The organism is Pseudomonas sp. GW821-FHT02C04 (assembly GCF_059421845.1).
In genome coordinates, this window is sequence record NZ_JBWKVT010000001.1 from 111,892 (window position 1) to 132,424 (window position 20,533).

Below are 20,533 nucleotides of genomic sequence, written 5' to 3' on the forward strand. Positions count from 1 at the left end.
CGACACACGTTGCGACGCTCTAACCCGGCGGGTTCGCGGAAATAGGCTTAACTGAAGCTTTGAAAGCGCTGTGCGGCGCGACCAGGGAGAAAATTACCGTGTCGATCAAACTGCGTTTGGTGTTGCTGATTGCGACCAGCCTGCTGACGGCGCTGATCGTGAGCCTGGTCAGTTACGTCGGCAACCAGCGGATGGCTTCGGCGGTCAGTGACAACGCGGTCAGCATGAGCGCGCTACGCAACCACATGGAAGCCGACATGATGCACGACGCCCTGCGCGCCGATGTCTACTCGGCCATGTTGGTGGGGCTGGGCAAAAGCACCAGCACGGCGGACGAGGTGCGCAGTTCCGTCGAAGAACATGCCGCGCATTTTCGCGAAGTATTGGGCGAAAACCTGAAACTGCCGCTCGACGCCTCGATCCGGACGGCGCTGGAGCAGATCCGGCCCAGTCTCGACACCTACATCAACGCCGGCGAGCGGATTGTCGGGCTGGCGCTGGACAATCCGGACACGGCGCAACACGAACTCGGCACCTTCAGCGCCGCGTTCAGCCAGCTCGAAGAGCAGATGGCGTCCCTGAGCGAGCTGATCGAAACCAATACCCGGCAAACCAGCCAGGGCACCGAGGCGGCGATCCGCAACGCCAATATCGCCCTTGGTGTCGTGTTGATTGCCAGCCTGTTGCTGCTGTTGGTGCAGGGGCGCTGGGTGATTCTGAGCATCACCGGGCCATTGAAAGCCGCCAGTCGCATTGCGGAAAGCATTGCCCACGGCAACTTGAGCGAGCCGATTGCCGAGCCTTCGGGCAAGGACGAGGCCAGCGTGCTGATCCGCACGCTGGCGACCATGCAGCGGGATCTGCGCGACATGATCGACGTGGTCAGGCGCAACGCCCACGGCGTCAGCGGCATGAGCGAGCAACTGAGTCACGGCTGCCATCAGGTGGCCGACAGCAGCCAGCAGCAAAGTACCGCCGCCGGCACCATGGCCGCTGCCGCGAGCCAGATGACCGCCAGCATCGAGGAAATCACCCGCCACGCAGAACGGGCGTTGAACATGGCCAGCCAGGCCGAGTCACTGGCGAAAAACGGCGGTCAGGTGATCCATCAGGTGGTCAGCGACATGGACGACATCGCCCGTTCCGCCCAGCAATCGGCGCAGGTGATCCGCACGCTGGATCAGGAGTCCGAAGGCATCTTCAACATCATTCAGGTGATCAAGAGCATCGCCGACCAGACCAACCTGCTGGCGCTCAACGCGGCCATCGAAGCAGCCCGGGCGGGTGAACAGGGCAGGGGTTTTGCCGTGGTCGCCGATGAAGTGCGCAGCCTTGCCGCTCGTACCAGCGCTTCAACCCAGGAAATCGCCGCGATGGTCGCCCGCATCCAGAACAGCACCCGGGAGGCGGTCAGCAGCATGGAGGCAGGTGTGGCTCAGGTCGACAAGGGCATGGCGGTCACCGCCGACGTCGAACGCGCCATCCGAGAAATCCTCGAGGCCACGTTGAACACCACACAACTGGTCAACGACATCACCCGCACCATCGGCGAACAGAGCCAGGCCAGCAACGAGATTGCCCATCAGGTGGAGATGATCGCGGGCATGTCGGAGGGCAACAGCAAGGTGATCGGCGAGACGGCCAATACGACGGATGAGTTGTCGAGCCTGGCGGGGAGGCTGGCGCAGTCGGTGGATCGGTTTCGGTTGTGAAGGTTTCTGGAGAGCGCAGTCGAGCGGTGCCGGGAACCCTATTTGTAACAAGGGAGCGTCAGGATTCTGGATTGGAAGGAGCGGTCAAACGGCTGAAAGGCTCAAGCCAGAGCCGCTGATGGGGGTCATGTTCGGCCGCTGGCGGCCGATAAGTCCTTGAACGGATAAAGACTATCGAGTCGGGAACAGACGCGCGGGTTTGTCCTGACGTGATATTCTTCGCCCCACTTGGTTTGACCTAATTCAGTCTGGCGCGCTTTCTGCGGGCCGACCGAACCCCTGTCGCTCAAGTAGCTGAAGCCAATAATGATAAGAAGTCAGTTCAGAAGGGACATATAACTGAGGTCGACGCAGCCTGTCGGCCTTGTGTGCCCACCCGTCAAAATTGAAGTGTGCCGGAACCCGCGACGCTGGCCTGAGTGTCGCGAACAAGGGGAACTCATACGTACAACAGCGGCGGGCGGAAGGCGTTTTATCATAGGTGCAACAGATGTTTAAAAAAGTGAACACAGCCTTGCTGGGGCTGGCTTTGGCGATGGGGATGTCGTCTGCCAATGCCGAAGAAGCAAAGAAAGTCGACGTTCTGCTGATCGGCGGCGGCATCATGAGCACCACCCTGGGTGTGTGGATCAATGAGCTGGAACCGACCTGGTCGATGGAAATGGTCGAGCGCCTCGACGGCGTCGCCCTGGAGAGCTCCAACGGCTGGAACAACGCCGGTACTGGTCACTCCGCACTGGCCGAACTGAACTACACCCCGGAAGACGAGAACGGCAAAGTGTCGATCCCGAAAGCCGTCGAGATCAACGAAGCGTTCCAGGTCTCGCGTCAGTTCTGGGCCTGGCAGGTTCAGCAGGGCGTCCTGAAGGACCCTCGCTCGTTCATCAACACCACTCCGCACATGAGCTTCGTGTGGGGCGATGACAACATCAAGTTCCTGAAAAAGCGCTACGAAGCCCTGCAAGCGAGCCCGCTGTTCGCCGGCATGCAGTACTCCGAAGACCCGGCTGTGATCAAGAAATGGGTTCCGCTGATGATGGAAGGGCGTGACCCGAACCAGAAAATCGCGGCCACCTGGAGCCCGCTGGGTACCGACATGAACTTCGGCGAAATCACCCGCCAGTTCGCCGGTTACCTGCAGACCAAGCCTAACTTCAGCATGAAGCTGTCGAGCGAAGTCCAGGACATCACCAAGAACGCCGATGGCACCTGGCGCGTCAGCTACAAGAACCTGAAAGACGGCACCAAGACTGAAACCGACGCCAAGTTCGTGTTCATCGGCGCCGGCGGCGGTGCTCTGCACCTGCTGCAAAAGTCCGGTATCGAAGAAGCCAAGGAATACGCTGGCTTCCCGGTTGGTGGCTCGTTCCTGGTGACCGATAACCCGGCCATCGCCGAGCAGCATCTGGCCAAGGCCTACGGTAAGGCTTCGGTTGGCGCACCTCCGATGTCCGTTCCGCACCTGGACACCCGTGTCCTGGACGGCAAGCGCGTCATCCTGTTTGGCCCGTTCGCAACCTTCAGCACCAAGTTCCTGAAGGAAGGTTCGTACCTGGACCTGCTGACCAGCACCACCACCCACAACATCTGGCCTATGACCAAGGTCGGCATCAAGGAATACCCGCTGGTCGAGTACCTGGCCGGTCAACTGATGCTGTCGGATGAAGACCGTCTGAACGCGCTGAAGGAATACTTCCCGAACGCCAAAGCCGAAGACTGGCGCCTGTGGCAAGCCGGCCAACGCGTGCAAATCATCAAGCGTGATGAAGCCGCTGGCGGCGTGCTGAAACTGGGCACCGAAATCGTTGCTTCGAAAGACGGCTCCATCGCCGGTCTGCTGGGCGCATCGCCAGGCGCATCGACCGCTGCACCGATCATGCTGAGCGTGCTGCAGAAAGTCTTCAAAGACAAAGTCGCTACCCCTGAGTGGCAAGCCAAGCTGCACCAGATCGTTCCAAGCTACGGCACCCAGCTGAACAACGATCCAGCCAAAGTGGCTGAAGAGTGGGCTTACACCGCCAAGATCCTGCAACTGCCAACCCCACCGGTGATTGGCCAGGCTGCAGCTCCGGCGGCAGAAGCGGCTGACAAGGCTAAAGCTCCGAAAGAAAACGCTGCACGTGACATGGCTCTGTAATTCAGACGCCTGACACACAAAGCCCACTGAACCGGCGACGGTCAGTGGGCTTTTTTGTGTCCGGGTTTCAGGCTTTGGCAGCGGCCAGATAGGCGCCGAGTCGCCGCCCCATCTCCTCACCCAACGCCTGCAACCCACTCAACGGCCGCACCATCACCTCGAACTCGACAATCTTCCCCTGTTCATCGAAGCGGATCATGTCGATGCCCTTGAGTTCTTTCGACCCTACCTTTGCACTGAACTCCAGCACGACATTCAGACCGTCAGCCGTCGCCAGTTCACGGTGGTATTTGAAGTCCTCAAACACTTCGAACACGGTGTTCAGGATCATCGCGACCACGGGCGCGCCGGGGTAGGGTGTGTGGGCCATCGGCGAGCGGAATAGCGCTTTGGGATCGAGCAGCTCGGGCAGGGCCTTGAGGTTGCCGGTACGGATCATCTCGTGCCAGCGGTTCAGGGATTCGGCGGCGTTGGGGTGCAGGTTCAGGTCGGACATGGTTTCACTCCTGTATTTTTTGTTGTTCTTTGCGCGGCGCCAATGACTCTAGATCAAAGCGGCGCAATGGAAACCTTCTGTACCGATCTGAATGTCGACACATGAGTGGGCCAAATCCATCTGATCCGCTTTTTCCTGTTGAATCTGCATCTGTAACCATCTCAGCCATAGGCCCAAAATACCCTTGCCGTTCGGCCACACGCGACGAGCTTCATTCCGAAGCGCCCGGTGCGCCGGACATTCAGTATTCAGGAGGCCTTCATGGCTAAGATGGCGTTTTTCCTCGGCGGCTTTCTCGTGTTGACCATCATGATCGGCGTTCTGGCCACGATTTCTCCGGTCTGACGATCAGCAGTTGAGTACCGGCATGTAACGTTCTTCATGCTTTTTGAAATGGATCGGCGCTGTCGGGATTTTCTCTCCGTTCAGGAAGAGCTCCGGCAGCGTCAGGATGAAATCGTCCATTTCGCCGCTGCCCAGGGGTGTTCCGGGGGAATATGGATTCAGCCCTTTTTCACGCGGGTCGAAACCGGTTTTCAAGCGTTCGATGCTGACCTGGTACGACTTGCCATTGGCCAGTTGCACGGTGGCCATCGGCGAAGCCGCGCTGATCCACAGGGCCGGTTCGGGCGTGCTGTAGGCGGTTTTCCACTGTTCCGGTGTATTCAGGTTACGCATGTACGGGGGCGTATAAAAAGACGCGTACATACGCACTTCGGTATCGGTGCTGTGATGATAGTTAGGTCTAGTCGGCGTCCCCGGCAGCGCTGCATACACCAGAAGTTGCACCCAATCGAGCTCTTCTGACGTAGTCGTGTAGCTCATTGCCTGGTGAGGGCCGGGGCACGTTCTGATCAGCAACGCGTTCTGACCGACAGTCGATTGCGGGTTCAGGTAAGGGCCCGTGCTACAGGCCGAGAGCAGGGGCAGAAGCAGATAGCAGGCTAGACGTTTCAAATAATCGACTCCGTGATTGGCTGTATTCCCTTTCAAACCACCGCAGATTACCTGAAGCAGCGCCCCTGTTGCGTGTGATCTAATGCCGGGCTTTTCATCCAGCAAACGGACTTCACCCCATGGCCGAACCGCGTATCCGCGCACTTGCACTGTGTGTCTTTCAGCACAACGGCAAAATTCTGGTTAACCGCTTCCACGACCCGGTCGCAGACCAAACCTTCTACCGTCCCATTGGTGGCGGCATCGAGTTTGGCGAAACCAGTCGCGAGGCCATCGTGCGCGAAGTACAGGAAGAGTTGGGCCTTTCAATGAAAGACCTGCGCCTGCTCGGTACACTTGAAAGCCTCTTCGTCTACAACGGCAAACCGGGACATGAAATGGTTCAGGTGTATGACGCACGCTTTGACGACGCGCAGGTCTACGAGCAATTGCAGATCGTCGGTCACGAAAGCGACGGTTCTCCATTCACCGCTAGCTGGCAGGACGGCTCAAGTTTCACTGAGCAATCACCGCTGGTGCCTGTCGGTTTGCAGGCGTTGCTCAAGAACGCCGCCATCCTCGACTGAGTGCGCGAAGTCACACGATCACCCAGACAAAACCGCATTCGGTATTAGACTCCACCCACGATCTGATACCGGAACGCCTTGCCATGTCTAACCCTCCATGGACTCGCTGATCAACGCCGCCGGCCGCGCATTGGCGGCGGGGGATCCGTTGGCGGCGCTGAATTTCGTGGCCCTGCGCGAAGACCCTCCGGCCCTGGCCTTGCGCGGGATCGCCATGGCCCAGCTCGGCGATTTGGCGCGGGCCAAGGCATTGCTGCAGCGGGCGGTGAAAGCATTCGGCGCCAACGAGCCGTTGTCTCGGGCGCGCTGCGTGGTGGCCGAGGCCGAAGTCGCGCTGGCGGCGCGGGATCTGGGCTGGCCGGTGAAGGCGCTGGAGGCGGCGCGGCGGGCCTTGCACGATCACGGCGACTGGCTCAACGCGGCGCACGCGCGCTATTTGCAGATTCGTCGGTTGCTGTTGATCGGGCAGTTGGACGACGCAGATGCGCTGCTCGAAGAACTCGACCCTGCACCTTTGCCGCCAGCCCTGTACGGGGTCCATGAACTGATGACCGCCGGAATCGCGTTGCGCCGGGTGCAGGCGCACAAGGCGCAAGCGGCGCTGGCTCGTGCTCAACGGGCGGCGCAGATGGCGGCTATTCCGGCGCTGTCGGCGGAGATCGAACACGCCCGGCAAATCCTCGAAGCACCCGCTGCCCGAATGATCGTAGCCGGTCAGGTGCAAGCGGTGACACTGGCGCAGGTTGAAGCGTTGTTTGCCTCGCCGACGCTGGTGATTGATGCCTGTCGCTATAACGTTCGTGGTGCAGGAATGACGGTGGCGCTGGCCACACGGCCGGTGCTGTTTCACCTCGTTCGGCTGCTCGCTGAAGCCTGGCCCGGGGATGTGCCCCGAGAGACACTGGTCGCCAAAGCCTTTCGATTGAAACTCGATGATGAATCCCACCGCGCCCGTTTGCGGGTCGAGATCGGCCGGTTGCGTGCAGCGCTGCAACCGCTGGCCGGAATCACTGCGACTTCCCGTGGCTATGCGCTGGTTGCGCAGGACGTGGCGCTGCTGACGTTACCGCTCGAAGACAAACACGCCGCGCTGCTGGCCCTGCTCGCCGACGGCGAGGCGTGGTCGAGTTCGGCACTGGCGCTTGCGCTGGGCAGCAGCCAGCGTCAGATACAGCGGGCGCTGGAAACGTTGGCGGCGCAAGACAAGGTCCAGGCGTTCGGTGTCGGCCGTGCGCGGCGATGGCTGACGCCGCCGGTGCCGGGTTTCGCGACGATCTTGTTACTCCCGGTGTCGCTGGGCAGTGGCTAGGCTGGACTCACCCACTCAACGAGGTAGTCAGCATGAAACACGCAAACGCAGAAATCCTTCGTGAATACGGCCCGTTCGAAGGTATCGACGGTGTCCACGGCGTGACCTTTGATGGTCAGCAAGTCTGGTTCGCCAGTGACGGCCAGCTCAATGCGCTGGACCCGGCCAGCGGCGAAACCGTGCGCACGATCAAAGTCGGTGCCGATGGCGGGACAGCGTTCGACGGCAAGCACCTGTTCCAGATTGCCGACCGCCGAATCCACAAAATCGACCCGGCCACCGGGCGTGTGCTCCACACCATTCCGGCGCCCGGCGACGGCGGCGATTCGGGCATGGCCTGGGCCGAGGGCACGTTGTGGGTGGGGCAGTATCGCGACCGCAAGATTCATCAGATCGATCCGGAAACCGGGAAAATCCTCCGCACCCTCGAATCAAACCGCTTTGTCACCGGCGTGACCTGGGTCGACGGTGCGCTGTGGCATGGCACCTGGGAAGGCGAAGAGAGCGAGATCCGGCGGATCGATCCGGGCAGCGGCGAAGTCCTGGAAAGTCTGGCGTTGCCCGCCGGGATCGGCGTCTCCGGACTGGAGGCCGATGGCGGTGAGCGCTTCTACTGCGGCGGTGGCAACAGCAGCAAGGTGCGGGCCGTGCGTCGGCCGAAGTGAGGCGCTCAAGGCGCCCCGAACAGCATCGTCCAGTACACACCGTTATCGCTGCGGGCCTCACTGGCAAAACCGGCGCCGACCTGGGTGAACATCGGGTTCATCAGGTTGGCGCAATGTCCGGGGCTGGCCAGCCAGCCGGCCATGGCCTTGCTCGGGGAGCTTTGCCCGGCAGCGATGTTTTCGCCGATCTGTCGGCCACGGTAGCCGGCAGATCGGGCACGGTCGGCCGGCATATCGCCGTCCGGGTCCTGGTGAGCGAAGTAGTTGCCGTAGGCCATGGCCTTGCTGTGCCCCTGGGCGGCGGCGCCGAGGGCCGGGTTCCAGCTCAAGGGACGAGCGGCGGCGAAGCGCTGACGCCCGCACATTCGTGGCCGGGCACGGGCGGCGTTGACCTCGGCCAGCAAGGCTTTGCCGACACTGCGGTTATCGCCCATGCGGCTGTCGATCACTGGGCGCGCCAGTACCACTTGCCATTCACTTCGGGCGCGGCTGATGCCGATATCGGCGTATTGCGCATCCAGCAACGCGCCGCAATGTTCATTCTGCAATTGATCAAACGCCTCTTCGGCATCCTCGGCCCCGACGATCCGGATGCTGCGCACCGCGACCGCTGCATAACCGGAGGCCTTCAGTTGCTCGCGCATCCCGCCGCCGTATCCATAACCGATGGGCAACGCAATGTTCTGCTTCAGCGCGAGTGGCGCCAGGCGTTGTGCCGGACGCCGGTCGCAGCGTTGCGGATGGGCACGAAGGTCATTGATGGCGGCGGCCAGTTGCCGTTCTGCGCCAGCGTGGGCAGAGGAGGTGAGCAGGGGAGAAAGGATCAGCAGGCACAGCGAAACGAAGCGAGACGAACGGACGGCGTGGCGCATGGGACGCAAAGCTCTGAAAAAAGATAGCGCTGATAGGGAGTTAGCCGCGAAAGCGGCGCGAGTAGGACTGGCCTTTTTGCACTTGGTTCAGGAGGCGCCTCAGGCTTTCGCTGGTCGCCGACGAAGTGCGCAGGTGTCACTCACCGGTTCAACACATCCTTCATCCATTGCAGGTATTGCGGCCGTTCGGATATCGAGTTGTGCGCCGAGTCCTTCACCACTTTGAGCGTCGCCACCCCGTCGGGGAAACTGTGCAGCAGGCGTTCGGTGCTGGCCCGTGAAACCACCTCGTCATCGCTGGCCGCCAGCAGCAGCGTCGGCACGCTGATGTGCGCCGCATATTTACCCGACTCGAAACGATCCTTGAGCAACCACTTCACCGGCACCCACGGGTAATGCTGGACGGCGAGTTCGACAAGGCTGTTGTAAGGCGTGACCAGAATCAGCTGGGCCACCGGCCGCTGACTGGCCAGCCGCACCGCAACGCCGGAACCGAGGCTGCGTCCAACCAGTGCAATCTGTGGATGCCGGGCATACACCTGATCGAACAGTGCCAGCGCATCTTCGGCGATTGCTTCTTCGGATGGTGATCCACCGCTGCCGCCAAATCCCCGATAGTGCAGCAGATACACCGCGTAGTCGGGAAACGCCTCGGCCAACGCCGGCAGATTGCGCGACACGTCCTCGGCATTGCCACCGAAATAGATCAGCGCTTTCGCCCCGGAATGCTCGCGGACACTGACGCGGATGTCGGCGTCGGGCATCGCCAGTGTCATGCGCGATTCCGCCGTATCCATGGAGCCGGACGGCGGGAAATAGATCAGCGAGCGCTGAAAAACGAACAGCGCCGCGCACAGGATCAGGTACACGGCAACGATCAAGGCGACGAGCGACATCAGGGTTCTGGACATTCGGCTAACTTTAACGGGGTGTGAAGGTGCTCAGTCGCAGTGTAGTTGAGCCTTCCCGAGTGACCGCCGCCGAACACAAGGCGCAACAGATCCATCAAGCAGAGACGCGAGCATGAGCCACACTGAGGGTTGTTCCCGCCGCCGCCTGCTCACGCTGGCTGCCGGGGTTTCGGCGGTTTTCACGTTTGACCGGGCGTTGGCCACTGCCACGTCGCCGAGCGCCTCAGGAGGCCAGACCATGCAGACCCGCGCCATTCCTTCCAGCTCCGAGCTGCTGCCCCTGGTCGGGCTGGGTACGTATCGCGGTTTCGATGTCGCGCCCGGCGATCCGGCCTATCGGCCATTGGCGGCGGTGCTCGACGAGTTGTTCAGAAAGGGTGGCACGCTGATCGACAGCTCACCGATGTATGGCCGCGCCGAAGAAACCACCGGCGAGCTGTTGTCGATCCACGAACCCCGTTCACCGGCCTTTCTGGCGACCAAGGTGTGGACGCGCGGGCGCGAGGAGGGCATCGCGCAGATGGAAAACTCCTTCCGTCTGCTGCGCACCGAGCGCATCGACCTGATGCAGATCCACAACCTGCTGGACTGGCAGACTCATCTGCCGACCCTGCGTGAATGGAAAGAGCAGGGCCGCATCCGTTACATCGGCATCACCCATTACACGCCCTCGGCGTATGAGGAAGTGGAAGCGGTATTGAAGGCCGAGCAGCTCGACTTCCTGCAGATCAACTACGCCCTCGATGACCGGGGCGTGGAGAAGCGCATCCTGCCGTTGTGCCGCGAGCGCGGGGTGGCGGTGATCTGCAATCGCCCGTTTGGCGGCGGCGAGCTGCTGGCACGGCTAAAGGGCAAGCCGCTGCCGGGCTGGGTGTCGGATGTGCAGGTCAACAGCTGGCCGCAACTGGCACTGAAGTTCTTGCTGTCGAACACGGCGGTCACCTGTGTGATTCCCGGCACCGGCAATCCGCGCTACATGGCCGACAACGCTGGCGCCGGGTTCGGGCCGATGTTGACCGATGCGCAGCGCCAGCAATTGATTGCGCTGGTGGGTTAGCAGCGCTCACCTCTGTCTTGCAGGTGGGGCGATGAACGGTCGTTGTCGCCCTGTGAATCATCGTTCGTTTCCCCGGTCGTATCTGCGGCTGCGCGCACCTCGCCATTTCGGTGTGGGCTGCGTTGACCGTTTCCGTCGTCAAGACCTTGGTTTTAGGGAAATTCTGAATGATGCGTGCAACAACGCTGCTGCTGACTGTTTCCGCCGCCGTATTGCTGGGCGGCTGTGTGGCGGACTTTGATGATGACTACCGACATGGCCGCCATTACGACCGTGATCATGGCCGTTACTACGATCATGATCGGCGTTGGGACGACCGCGATTACGATCGCCGCGACGGGCGTCGCTACCACCGTGACCGGGATGATGATTGATCAACGCTGGACAGGCAGGTTTTGACGGGATGGACGCAGTAGTGGCTATTCAGTAGCATCGCGGCTTTTCCCGGCCTTTCCCTCAAGGATGAACATGCCAGTCACTTCGCTCCTTCGCCGTTCTTCGGCGCTTTTCGGCTTGATGGTGTCCCTCTCGGGGCTTGGTGGTTGCGCGCTGACGGGGACCTATCAGGACGCCACCGGGCCAGACGCTGCCAAGATGCGTTTCGTGGCCAACACTGACAATGCCACCGTCAATTACTTCGACGCCGAGCATTGCGACGGCCTGACCACTGGCATCCTGAACAATTTATTTGTCAGAGACAGTCCGCGGCGGGTGGGCATGACCGTGGCGCCTCCGGAAAAGGCCCGTGGTTATCTTGAAGTGAAATTGCCGCCCGAAAAGGAAGTGTTCCTGCAGGTCAATACCCAGGTGGGCTATGGCGTGTGTGGCGCGGTATTCGGTTTCAGACCCGAGCGCGCAATGGAGTATGAACTCACCTTCGAACTCAAGGGCAACCAATGCTTGACCTTGATGCAGCGCCTGCAACGGGTTGATGGCAAGGATGTACGTACGCCCGTCACCATCAGGCGCGATGGATTTGCCGCTTGTGAGGGCCGCAGCCCGATCTTTCCGAAACCACCCGCGCTGCTGCCCGATACGCCGGAGCGCACGGCGATGATGGACCGCATCATTGCCGGCAGTACGTTCGTCCGGATGACCTCCGACACGACCAGGGACAAGGTCGCGGGCAACTCGCCGGAAAAAATCGACTCACTGATCAGCGAGCGCAAGGCCAAGCTGGGCTTCAATCTGCCGGACGAATACTGGACGTTGTATCGCCAGAATCTTGAGGCGTTCGATCAGGATTTCGCCGCCAAGAAGACGCAGGTGATGCAACGCTCGACCGACGAATACCGCAAACGCCTGAGTAGCGCGGACGACAAGCAATTGAAGGCGTGGACAGGAACCGGCGAAGCCGCCAAACCCATGAACTCGGCGCCGGCGGAGCTGGAAAAAACCATGGTCATGTTCTATTTCCAGACAGACAGAGCCGTGACGGTCGAAACCATCAATCGCCACCTCGACCGCATGGCGAAAATGGAGCAGCAGTACGACGTCTGCTCGCGCTACGCCGATTGCTGGAAGCGTTGACAGTCCGTCGGCGCTGACAAAAAAGCCCACTGAGCCAAATTGGCCAGTGGGCTTTTTCATGGCCATTCCTCAAGGGAACAGCAGGTGCAGCGATTAAAAATGAGCGTTCGCCCGGACGCTGGATCGCGCAGGCACGGAGGCCTCGATGTCCAGCAAATGGGTGGCGAGTATGTCGCTCAGAAAGCGGAACTGATCGTTGAGGCCCACCACTTCATTGCTGAAATGATTGCTCGCGGCGGGCATCAGCAGATCTTCGAAATCTTCGTTGAACACCAGCGGCTGTGTCTTCAGCGACACCACGTGCTGGTCGTAATAGTTGTTGCCGAAGACCGGGAAACTCACGGCGAGGGTGACGGTATGACTCATGATGTGAACTCCTCGTGGTGTTTGTCTCGGATGGGTAAATCCTGCGCCAGACGCGTTTGATGCGGAAGGCAATCGTCGTAATGGTGAACATCGACGTCAGTGATGGTTGGGAAGAATGTTGAAATCGCCCGCCAGAATCGCAGCCTCCTACAACCGGACAAACGGCTGAAACCCGCACCTATACTCAAACCATTACCTCCAGATCTGATCCACAAAAGGACACCGCCACCGTGAACCTGCGTGCGCTGATCGTCGCCGCACTGATGTTGCTGGCCGGCTGCGCGACGACGGCGCGGGGCCCGGCGAGCGCGCCGCCGGTGGCTGTTTCACCGGCTACCTGGCAGCAGATCGACCGGGACATCGTTACGGCTTCCCGACAGTCCACCGAGCAGGTCAAGGTTTTCGCTCGCGGTTCAATGGAACATTGGCGCATTCGCGTCTATGAGCAAACTGAAGAAAAATTCATCCCGTGGTTCAGCAGTTACTGGACCCAGGAATGGCTGTCGATGAAGGTCAGTTGGTACACCATCAGCGCCGGCGGCGAGCAGGATGCTTCGTCCAAACGCCTGGCCGCCTATTTGCTGGAGCAGTATCAGGAGCGAGTCCTGGCGCCCGTCGCGGCGGAAATCGACCCGGACGCGATCCTCGGCCAGTCCACCGCGTTCTACGCGCAATTGATGGCGCAGCAGATGCCGGTCATCGCGCAGCGCTACGGCGTGCCCATTGCCCAGCTCAACGGGCACTTGCAGAAAATCCCCGCCATTGCCCTCGGCCCACCGCCGGCCCGGGATGCCTCGCTGTATCAGATCGTCAGCACTGAACCGCTGAACACCTTGCCAGCCTACGCGGCGTTGATTGACAAGATCCACATCGAAGGGGGGGCCAAGGGCATCGCCTCGACCGACGCGGGCATGGCCCCGGTGGCCAAGCGTGCCAGCCAGCGCATGGAGGCGGAAATGGCCCCGCGTGGCGCCGCCAGCGCGGTGGCGGCTGCTGCCGGCAAACTCGTCGGCGGATTGATTTCGGCCGGTGTGGCAGGCATCCGCGCAATTCTCCAGGCCAGCGATCGTCCCGACAGCGAAGCGTTGATCCGCAGCAGTCTGGGCAACACTTTCGACAAGGCCTGGCTGAAGCTGGTGCAGAACCCGACGACCGGCGTGATGGCCGGCACGCTGCACATGGCGGCGCAGGTCGAGGGCAATCTGGGCGGTGGCGATCAACCGTCGGTCGGACTGGGCGCCAATCCTGTCGAATGGCGGCCACCCGAGTCGACTACTCAGCAGATCGACCCCTAAACCCGCAGGAGAACGACCATGGCTTACATCGATGTTTTTGTCGCACCCGTGCCGAACGCCAACCGCGAACAGTACAAAAAACACTGCGAAATCGCCGAGAAGCTGTTCAAGGAATACGGCGCCCTGGAGGTGGTGCAAGGCTGGGGCGATGACGTGCCGGATGGCAAGGTCACCTCATTCCCGATGGCGGTGAAACTCAAGGAAGGCGAAACCGTGTCGGCCGGCTGGCTGGTCTGGCCGGACAAAGCCACCCGCGACGCCGGCATGGGGAAAATGATGGAAGACCCGCGCATGCAGCCGGACGTCAATCCGATGCCGTTCGATGGGCAGCGGATGATTTTCGGTGGCTTCAAGAACATTCTCGAGTCTTGAGGCAGAACGGCCGGATCACTCCGCCGACGGGGTGATCCGGCAGCCTTTACGGTTGCGAATCTGCTCGTCCGTCGGCCGCTCGCGAACAAACTCGAATCGCGGCTCACCCTCGCTGTAATGCACCAGCCAGCCCCATTCCAGTTCGTTTTCATCCTGTCCGGGATTCGGTGGCCGAGCCCACCAGGGTTCTTTGCTGAGGATCTCGCGCATGACGTCCTCCGGTTGATGGCAATCGTTGAACTATAAACCCCGTGCCGAGAGTCGCCAGGATTGGCCGTGTAGAATCGACGGATCGACACCGATAAGGGAGCGGGGCCATGACGGATGACAAACACGGCGAACAACCGTTCAAGCGGCTGTTCTTTGCCCTGGACTGCCCGCCGGCACAGCGCAAGGCGATTGCCCAGTGGCGCGGCGAACTGGGTTTGCGTACCGGCAAACCGGTGCCGGCAGACAATTTCCACCTGACGCTGCTGTTTCTCGGCGCAGTGCCGTTGGCGCAGATTGGTGAAGTCTGTGAGGCGGCGTCCAAAGTGAGTACGCCGGGCGAGGCGCTGAGGATTTCGCTGGATCGCTTGCAGGTCTGGCGCCGCGCCGGGGTGTTGTCGCTGGCGCCGGAGCAGGCACCGCAGGGATTGCTGCGACTGGTGTATGCACTGGAGCAGGCGATGTTGCCGTTCGGGTTTGAAGAGGCGACGCGTGAGTATCGTCCGCACCTGACGCTGGCCCGCGACTATCGCGCGCCGGAACCGGAATCTGCCACGCCGCCGGAGTTCTTCCTGCACGCTGAACGCTTTGCGCTGTTCGAGTCCCACAAGGGTCGCTACCGCTCGCTGGCCGATTGGCCGCTGATCTGAGCCCACAAAAAAAAGCGCCCGAGGGCGCCTGAATTCACCTGAACCGAGGAAGCCAGGTGAGGCCGTTCAGAGCAGGGGGCAGCGGTGGTAAGGCGCTGCGTGAACGGAAACTTTCAAGACTGATCGCTGACTGTCTGATCGTTCCCACGCGGACGGTTCGACGCCTCGACGTGGGAACGATCACGGTAAGGTTTATTTGCCGAGTTTTACGCGGGTCCAGCCCCGGGTCATGATCCGTTGTGTGGAAATCGGTTGATCCGGCACCGCATACAGCGTGGCCATCACTTCCTGCGACGGGTACGAGCCCGGGTCGTTGCGGATCGCTTCATCCACCAGGGGCGTCGCCGCCGAGTTGGCGTTGCTGTAACCGTTGCTGTTGGTGATTTCGGCGATGATGTCCGGACGCATCAGGAAGTCCATGAACAGGTAAGCGTTCTCGACGTTCGCCGCATCGCGTGGAATGGCGACCATGTCGTAGAAGCTGCCGGCACCTTCCTTCGGAATGCTGTAGTCGATCACTACGTTGTTGCCCGATTCCACCGCGCGGGCCTTGGCCTGCAGCACGTCGCCCGAGTAACCGACGGCGACGCAGATGTTGCCGTTGGCCAGGTCCGAAATGTATTTCGAAGAGTGGAAGTACGCCACGTTCGGGCGAATCTTCATGAACAGCGCCTCGGCTTCCTTGATGTGCGCGGTGTCCTTGTCATTCACCGGATAGCCCAGATAGTGCAGGGCAGCCGGGATCATTTCGGTCGGTGAATCGAGGAAACTGATGCCACAAGCCTTCAGCTTCTCGGCGTTCTCCGGTTTGAACAGCAGGTCCCAGGAGTTGGTCGGCGCGTTCTTGCCGAGCACTTCCTTGACCTTGGCCGGGTTGAAGCCGATGCCGATCGAGCCCCACATGTACGGGAACGCGTGGGCGTTGTCCGGATCACTGGCGGAGGCGTTTTTCAGCAGCACCGGGTTGAGGTTTTTCCAGTTTGGCAGCTTCGATTTGTCCAGGGTCTGATAGACCCCGGCCTTGATCTGCTTGGCCAGGAAACTGTTGGACGGCACCACGATGTCGTAGCCGGATTTGCCCGCGAGCAGACGCGCTTCGAGGGTTTCGTTGCTGTCGAACACGTCGTAGGTCACGCGGATGCCGGTCTCGTCCTCGAACTTCTTGACGGTGTCCGGGGCGATGTAATCCGACCAGTTGTAAACGCGCAGCACCTTGTCGTTGGCCTGGGCGCCCGTGGCGATTGCGCCCAATAAGGACAGTGTCAGCAGAGTCCTGCCAAACATTTTCATCGGTACAACTCCATTCTTTTTATTCAAAAGCTTTATTCAAAAACACAAAGCGGAATTTCAGTGAATCGGTGGCGGGGGAGAGGCTCCCTCGCCACCCGGTACTCAGGCCGTCGCTGCCACTCGTTGAGGTTGCGGTTGCTGCCACGATTCGTTGGCGGTCTGATCCATCGCTTCCTGAATCGCACGCTTGCGGTTGGCTTCTGCCTTGCGGCCGAAGTACCAGACCAGGAAGGTCACCAGCGACACCGCCAGCAGAATCAGGCTGGCCACGGCGTTGATCTCGGGCTTAACGCCCAGACGCACGGCCGAGAACACTTCCATCGGCAGGGTGGTTGAGCCAGGCCCCGACACGAAGCTCGCCAGCACCAGATCGTCCAGCGACAGGGCGAACGACATCATGCCGCCCGCCGCCAGCGACGGCGCGATCATCGGGATGGTGATCAGGAAAAACACCTTGAACGGTTTCGCGCCCAGATCCATCGCCGCTTCTTCGATCGACAGGTCCAGCTCACGCAAGCGGGCGGAGACTACCACCGCCACATAAGCGGCACAAAACGTGGTGTGGGCGATCCAGATCGTGACGATGCCACGCTCCTGCGGCCAGCCGATCAGTTGCGCCATCGCCACGAACAGCAGCAACAGCGACAGACCGGTGATCACCTCAGGCATGACCAGCGGCGCGGTGACCAGTCCACCGAACAGCGTACGACCCTTGAAGCGTGTCACGCGGGTCAGCACGAAGGCGGCGAGGGTGCCCAGCGCCACGGCGGCAATCGCGGTGTAGCAGGCGATTTCCAGCGAGCGCACCACCGAGCCCATCAGTTGCGTGTTGTCGAGCAGGCCGACGTACCACTTCACCGACCAGCCGCCCCAGACCGTCACCAGTTTCGAGGCGTTGAACGAGTAGATCACCAGAATCAGCATCGGCAGATAGATGAACATCAGGCCGAAGATCAGCATGAACTTTGAAAATCCGAAGCGTTTCATCCCCGTGCCTCCATCTCTTTGGCCTGGCTGCGGTTGAACAGCAGAATCGGCACAATCAGGATCAACAGCATCACCACCGCCAGGGCGGACGCCACCGGCCAGTCGCGGTTATTGAAGAACTCTTGCCACAGCACGCGACCGATCATCAGGGTCTCCGGGCCACCCAGCAGCTCCGGAATCACGAACTCGCCCACCACCGGAATGAACACCAGCATGCAGCCGGCGATGATCCCGTTCTTGGCCAGCGGCACGGTGATTTTCCAGAAGTTGTTGAAGTTGCTCGAACCCAGATCCTGCGCGGCTTCCAGCAGGCTGCCGTCGTGCTTCACCAGGTTGGCGTAGAGCGGCAGCACCATGAATGGCAGGTACGCGTAGACGACGCCGATATACACGGCCGTATTGGTGTTGAGGATCTCGATCGGGTGATCGGTGAGCCCGGTCCACATCAAAAATGCGTTGAGCAAACCGTTGTTGCTGAGGATGCCCATCCACGCGTAAACACGGATCAGGATCGCGGTCCAGGTCGGCATCATGATCAACAACAGCAGGACGTTTTGCGCTTCCTTGCTGGCCTTGGTGATCGCGTAAGCCATCGGGAAACCGATCACCAGGCACATCAGCGTGCTCAGCGCCGCGACCTTCAGCGAACCAAGGTAGGCCGACAGGTACAGCTCGTCTTCGCCGAGCATGGTGTAGTTGCCGATGTTCAGGAACAGCTGGAATTTCTGTTCGGCGTAGGTGTAGATCTCCGAGTACGGCGGGATCGACAGCGCGGCTTCCGAGAAGCTGATCTTCATCACCAGGAAGAACGGCAGCATGAAGAACAGGAACAGCCAGATGAACGGGATGCCGATCACCAGTTTTCGCCCGCTGGGCACCAGGCGCAGGAATTGCTGATTGAAGGTTCTCATGAGCGCAGTACCACGCCGCTGTCGTCTTCCCACCAGACGTAGACCTTGTCGTCCCAGGTCGGACGCGCGCCACGGCGTTCGGCGTTGGCCATGAACGACTGGACGATCTTGCCGCTCGGCAACTCGACGTAGAACACCGAGTGGCCGCCGAGGTAGGCGATGTCATGCACCTTGCCTTCGGACCAGTTGTAGCGGGTCTCTGGCTTGATCGTGCTGACGAGCATTTTTTCCGGGCGGATCGCGTAGGTGATCGACTTGTCCTGCACCGAGGTGCTGACGCCATGACCGACGTAGATCTTTTGCTGCAAGTCCGGGCTGTGAATGATCGCGTGACCTTCAAGGTCCTCGACCACGGTGCCGTCGAAGGCGTTCACGTTGCCGATGAATTCGCAGACCATGCGGCTGACCGGCGCTTCATAAATGTCGACCGGGCTGCCGATCTGGGCGATCCAGCCCAGGTGCATGATCGCGATGCGCTCGGCCATGGTCATGGCCTCTTCCTGGTCGTGGGTCACCATCACGCAGGTCACGCCGACGCGTTCGATGATTTCCACCAGTTCCAGCTGCATCTGCGAGCGCAGCTTTTTATCCAGTGCGCCCATCGGTTCGTCGAGCAGCAACAGCTTCGGACGCTTGGCCAGGGAGCGGGCGAGGGCCACGCGCTGACGCTGGCCGCCGGACAGTTGATGCGGGCGGCGTTTGGCGTATTGGGTCATGTGCACCAGACGCAGCATCTCTTCGACACGGGCGTCGATTTCGCTGGTCGGCAAACGGTCCTGCTTGAGGCCGAAGGCAATGTTCTGCGCGACAGTCATGTGCGGGAACAGGGCGTAGGACTGGAACATCATGTTGATCGGCCGCTCGTACGGCGGCATGTCGGTGATGTCCACACCGTCGAGCAGAATGCGTCCTTCAGTCGGCCGTTCGAAACCGGCGAGCATGCGCAGCAGGGTCGATTTGCCCGAGCCGGAGCCGCCGAGCAGAGCGAAGATTTCGCCCTGATGGATCTCCAGGGACACATCGTCCACCGCAGTGGTTTCGTCGAACTTCTTGGTGACTCGATCGACCTTCACCAGAACCTTTTTCGGTTGCTGATGACCTTCAAGAGCCTTCCTGTAAGTGCTGGAGGCGTTTGCCATGTGAAACTCCCAACAGGTTTCAGTCGCCGGGCCAACGCGGCCTGGCTTAAGAGTGGATTGCAGACCCGCACCGTGCGGGTTTTTCGGCGCCGCCGTCCTGGCTGCCGGGTGGTGCTTTTTGTTTTCGCGGTGTGTTGCTGATCGCGGATGACGGATGCGCAGGTGCGCAGCCGCCGACCCCGCGGGGGCAGTAAATGGTTGTGCAATCGTTGGGTGGCGTCAGCGCTGGTTGCGTCGCGCCGCACGCTGGCGGCAGGCCTCGCCGAATGCCTGGAAAATCCGCAGGTAGTTCGGGTTGTCCAGCACCTGCCATTCCGGGTGCCATTGCACGCCGAGGGCGAAGGTCGGGCTGTGCTCCACCGAGACCGCCTCGATCAGGCCATCCGGCGCCACGGCTTCGGCGCGCAGGCCGGGAGCGAGGCGGTCGATGCCCTGACTGTGAATCGAGTTGACCTGGAATTCACCCGGCAGCTCCAGCGCTTCGAACACGCCACCGGCCAGTACTTTCACGGCGTGAGCCGGGGCGTACTGCACGGCGACATCCGGGCTGTCGGCTTCGCGGTGATCGAGCATGCCCGGCAGCTCATGCACCTTCTGGTGCAGGCTGCCGCCGAACGCTACGTTCATTTCCTGGAAACCCCGGCAGATGCCGAGTACCGGAACGCCCGCCGCGATGGCTGCACGTAATAAAGGAAGGGTGGTGGCATCCCGCGCCGGATCGTGATCCGTGCCGGGAGCGCTGTCCGGGCCCTGATAGTGGAAAGGTTCCACGTTGGACGGCGAGCCGGTCAGCAACAGACCGTCGAGCTGACCCAGCAGGTCTTCGATTTCAGTCAGTTTGCCAAGGGATGGAATGACGACGGGCAACCCCAGCGCCGCAACGCTGACAGCGCGAACGTATTTGTCGCCGCTGATGTGGTAGGGGTGCAGGCCAATCTGTTTGACGCACGCAGTAACGCCGATCAATGGCTTGAATGCCATTTTTATTCACCTCGAAGTTTGACACTTGAACGAGCTTTTCCGGAGCTTAGCCTCGTTGATTTTAATTAACAACTCCCATGTAAAAAATTCTAAACGCCGTTCATCAAATCTTCATGATTCCCG

Annotated in this window: 22 protein-coding genes and 1 pseudogene; 12 read left to right on the forward strand and 11 right to left on the reverse strand. The window is 60.8% G+C overall.

The window, feature by feature from the left end; all coding sequences use genetic code 11:
* Positions 1–98: 98 nt before the first annotated feature.
* The 3 genes and pseudogenes from AC07VV_RS00535 to mqo all read left to right on the forward strand — a co-directional run.
* Positions 99–857, forward strand: a pseudogene (locus AC07VV_RS00535) (MCP four helix bundle domain-containing protein); the annotation flags it as partial.
* Between the two features lie 129 nt (positions 858–986).
* Positions 987–1,712, forward strand: coding sequence for a methyl-accepting chemotaxis protein (locus tag AC07VV_RS00540; RefSeq protein ID WP_371858303.1), 726 nt, complete (start codon positions 987–989; stop codon positions 1,710–1,712).
* 490 nt (positions 1,713–2,202) lie between these two features.
* Entirely contained in the window at positions 2,203–3,849 is a 1,647-nt protein-coding gene (mqo, locus tag AC07VV_RS00545; protein WP_096822874.1) for a malate dehydrogenase (quinone), read from the forward strand.
* A 67-nt stretch (positions 3,850–3,916) separates the two neighbouring features.
* Here the strand turns inward: mqo and AC07VV_RS00550 are convergent, their stop codons facing one another.
* Both AC07VV_RS00550 and AC07VV_RS00555 read right to left on the reverse strand, forming a co-directional pair.
* On the reverse strand, positions 3,917–4,345 hold the full coding sequence (locus AC07VV_RS00550; protein ID WP_495034819.1) for a nuclear transport factor 2 family protein: 429 nt from the start codon (positions 4,343–4,345) through the stop codon (positions 3,917–3,919).
* A gap of 348 nt (positions 4,346–4,693) precedes the next feature.
* Positions 4,694–5,302 (reverse strand): hypothetical protein, encoded by a 609-nt coding sequence (locus AC07VV_RS00555; protein ID WP_495034820.1) that lies wholly within the window; start codon positions 5,300–5,302, stop codon positions 4,694–4,696.
* 119 nt (positions 5,303–5,421) lie between these two features.
* Between AC07VV_RS00555 and AC07VV_RS00560 the strand changes: the two genes are divergently transcribed.
* The 3 genes from AC07VV_RS00560 to AC07VV_RS00570 all read left to right on the forward strand — a co-directional run bounded on the left by AC07VV_RS00560 (position 5,422) and on the right by AC07VV_RS00570 (position 7,842).
* Positions 5,422–5,868 carry an NUDIX hydrolase gene (locus tag AC07VV_RS00560; protein ID WP_495034821.1) on the forward strand — a complete coding sequence of 149 codons (447 nt, stop codon included), beginning with the start codon at positions 5,422–5,424 and terminating at the stop codon, positions 5,866–5,868.
* A gap of 97 nt (positions 5,869–5,965) precedes the next feature.
* Positions 5,966–7,177 carry a helix-turn-helix domain-containing protein gene (locus AC07VV_RS00565; RefSeq protein WP_495034822.1) on the forward strand — a complete coding sequence of 404 codons (1,212 nt, stop codon included), beginning with the start codon at positions 5,966–5,968 and terminating at the stop codon, positions 7,175–7,177.
* 32 nt (positions 7,178–7,209) lie between these two features.
* Positions 7,210–7,842: a Vgb family protein gene (locus AC07VV_RS00570; RefSeq protein WP_495034823.1), complete on the forward strand. Its 633-nt coding sequence runs from the start codon at positions 7,210–7,212 to the stop codon at positions 7,840–7,842.
* Between the two features lie 5 nt (positions 7,843–7,847).
* Here AC07VV_RS00570 and AC07VV_RS00575 read toward each other — a convergent pair whose 3' ends face one another.
* Both AC07VV_RS00575 and AC07VV_RS00580 read right to left on the reverse strand, forming a co-directional pair.
* Positions 7,848–8,714, reverse strand: coding sequence for a CAP domain-containing protein (locus AC07VV_RS00575; protein WP_495034824.1), 867 nt, complete (start codon positions 8,712–8,714; stop codon positions 7,848–7,850).
* Between the two features lie 140 nt (positions 8,715–8,854).
* Complete coding sequence (locus AC07VV_RS00580) at positions 8,855–9,625, reverse strand: alpha/beta hydrolase (protein ID WP_495034825.1); 771 nt, start codon at positions 9,623–9,625, stop codon at positions 8,855–8,857.
* A 112-nt stretch (positions 9,626–9,737) separates the two neighbouring features.
* Between AC07VV_RS00580 and AC07VV_RS00585 the strand changes: the two genes are divergently transcribed.
* The 3 genes from AC07VV_RS00585 (at position 9,738) to AC07VV_RS00595 (ending at position 12,212) form a co-directional block, all read left to right on the forward strand.
* Entirely contained in the window at positions 9,738–10,682 is a 945-nt protein-coding gene (locus AC07VV_RS00585; RefSeq protein ID WP_495034826.1) for an aldo/keto reductase, read from the forward strand.
* Positions 10,683–10,849: 167 nt separating this feature from the next.
* Positions 10,850–11,056 carry a hypothetical protein gene (locus AC07VV_RS00590; RefSeq protein WP_096822865.1) on the forward strand — a complete coding sequence of 69 codons (207 nt, stop codon included), beginning with the start codon at positions 10,850–10,852 and terminating at the stop codon, positions 11,054–11,056.
* Positions 11,057–11,150: 94 nt separating this feature from the next.
* Positions 11,151–12,212, forward strand: a complete 1,062-nt coding sequence (locus AC07VV_RS00595) for a hypothetical protein (RefSeq protein WP_495034827.1) — start codon at positions 11,151–11,153, stop codon at positions 12,210–12,212.
* A 93-nt stretch (positions 12,213–12,305) separates the two neighbouring features.
* On the opposite strand, the gene AC07VV_RS00600 is transcribed toward AC07VV_RS00595, so the two are convergent.
* Positions 12,306–12,578 (reverse strand): hypothetical protein, encoded by a 273-nt coding sequence (locus tag AC07VV_RS00600; RefSeq protein ID WP_096822863.1) that lies wholly within the window; start codon positions 12,576–12,578, stop codon positions 12,306–12,308.
* A gap of 230 nt (positions 12,579–12,808) precedes the next feature.
* On the opposite strand from AC07VV_RS00600, the gene AC07VV_RS00605 reads away from it, so the two are divergent.
* Both AC07VV_RS00605 and AC07VV_RS00610 read left to right on the forward strand, forming a co-directional pair.
* On the forward strand, positions 12,809–13,873 hold the full coding sequence (locus tag AC07VV_RS00605) for a hypothetical protein (RefSeq protein ID WP_495034828.1): 1,065 nt from the start codon (positions 12,809–12,811) through the stop codon (positions 13,871–13,873).
* Between the two features lie 18 nt (positions 13,874–13,891).
* On the forward strand, positions 13,892–14,245 hold the full coding sequence (locus AC07VV_RS00610) for a DUF1428 domain-containing protein (protein ID WP_096822861.1): 354 nt from the start codon (positions 13,892–13,894) through the stop codon (positions 14,243–14,245).
* A 15-nt stretch (positions 14,246–14,260) separates the two neighbouring features.
* On the opposite strand, the gene AC07VV_RS00615 is transcribed toward AC07VV_RS00610, so the two are convergent.
* Positions 14,261–14,455, reverse strand: coding sequence for a hypothetical protein (locus tag AC07VV_RS00615; RefSeq protein ID WP_096822860.1), 195 nt, complete (start codon positions 14,453–14,455; stop codon positions 14,261–14,263).
* Positions 14,456–14,562: 107 nt separating this feature from the next.
* Between AC07VV_RS00615 and thpR the strand changes: the two genes are divergently transcribed.
* The gene (gene thpR, locus AC07VV_RS00620) at positions 14,563–15,102 is read left to right on the forward strand and encodes an RNA 2',3'-cyclic phosphodiesterase (RefSeq protein WP_495034829.1); all 540 of its coding nucleotides are present in this window, start codon (positions 14,563–14,565) and stop codon (positions 15,100–15,102) included.
* A gap of 192 nt (positions 15,103–15,294) precedes the next feature.
* Here thpR and AC07VV_RS00625 read toward each other — a convergent pair whose 3' ends face one another.
* The 5 genes from AC07VV_RS00625 to AC07VV_RS00645 form a co-directional block, all read right to left on the reverse strand.
* The gene (locus AC07VV_RS00625; RefSeq protein ID WP_096822858.1) at positions 15,295–16,392 is read right to left on the reverse strand and encodes a polyamine ABC transporter substrate-binding protein; all 1,098 of its coding nucleotides are present in this window, start codon (positions 16,390–16,392) and stop codon (positions 15,295–15,297) included.
* Positions 16,393–16,494: 102 nt separating this feature from the next.
* Positions 16,495–17,379 (reverse strand): ABC transporter permease subunit, encoded by an 885-nt coding sequence (locus AC07VV_RS00630; RefSeq protein ID WP_011333555.1) that lies wholly within the window; start codon positions 17,377–17,379, stop codon positions 16,495–16,497.
* On the reverse strand, positions 17,376–18,257 hold the full coding sequence (locus AC07VV_RS00635) for an ABC transporter permease subunit (RefSeq protein WP_495035913.1): 882 nt from the start codon (positions 18,255–18,257) through the stop codon (positions 17,376–17,378). The genes AC07VV_RS00630 and AC07VV_RS00635 overlap by 4 nt, the downstream gene beginning before the upstream one ends.
* Before the next feature lie 29 nt (positions 18,258–18,286).
* Positions 18,287–19,429 carry a polyamine ABC transporter ATP-binding protein gene (potA, locus tag AC07VV_RS00640; protein ID WP_096822856.1) on the reverse strand — a complete coding sequence of 381 codons (1,143 nt, stop codon included), beginning with the start codon at positions 19,427–19,429 and terminating at the stop codon, positions 18,287–18,289.
* Between the two features lie 219 nt (positions 19,430–19,648).
* Positions 19,649–20,410, reverse strand: a complete 762-nt coding sequence (locus AC07VV_RS00645) for a gamma-glutamyl-gamma-aminobutyrate hydrolase family protein (protein WP_495034830.1) — start codon at positions 20,408–20,410, stop codon at positions 19,649–19,651.
* Positions 20,411–20,533: the final 123 nt, after the last annotated feature.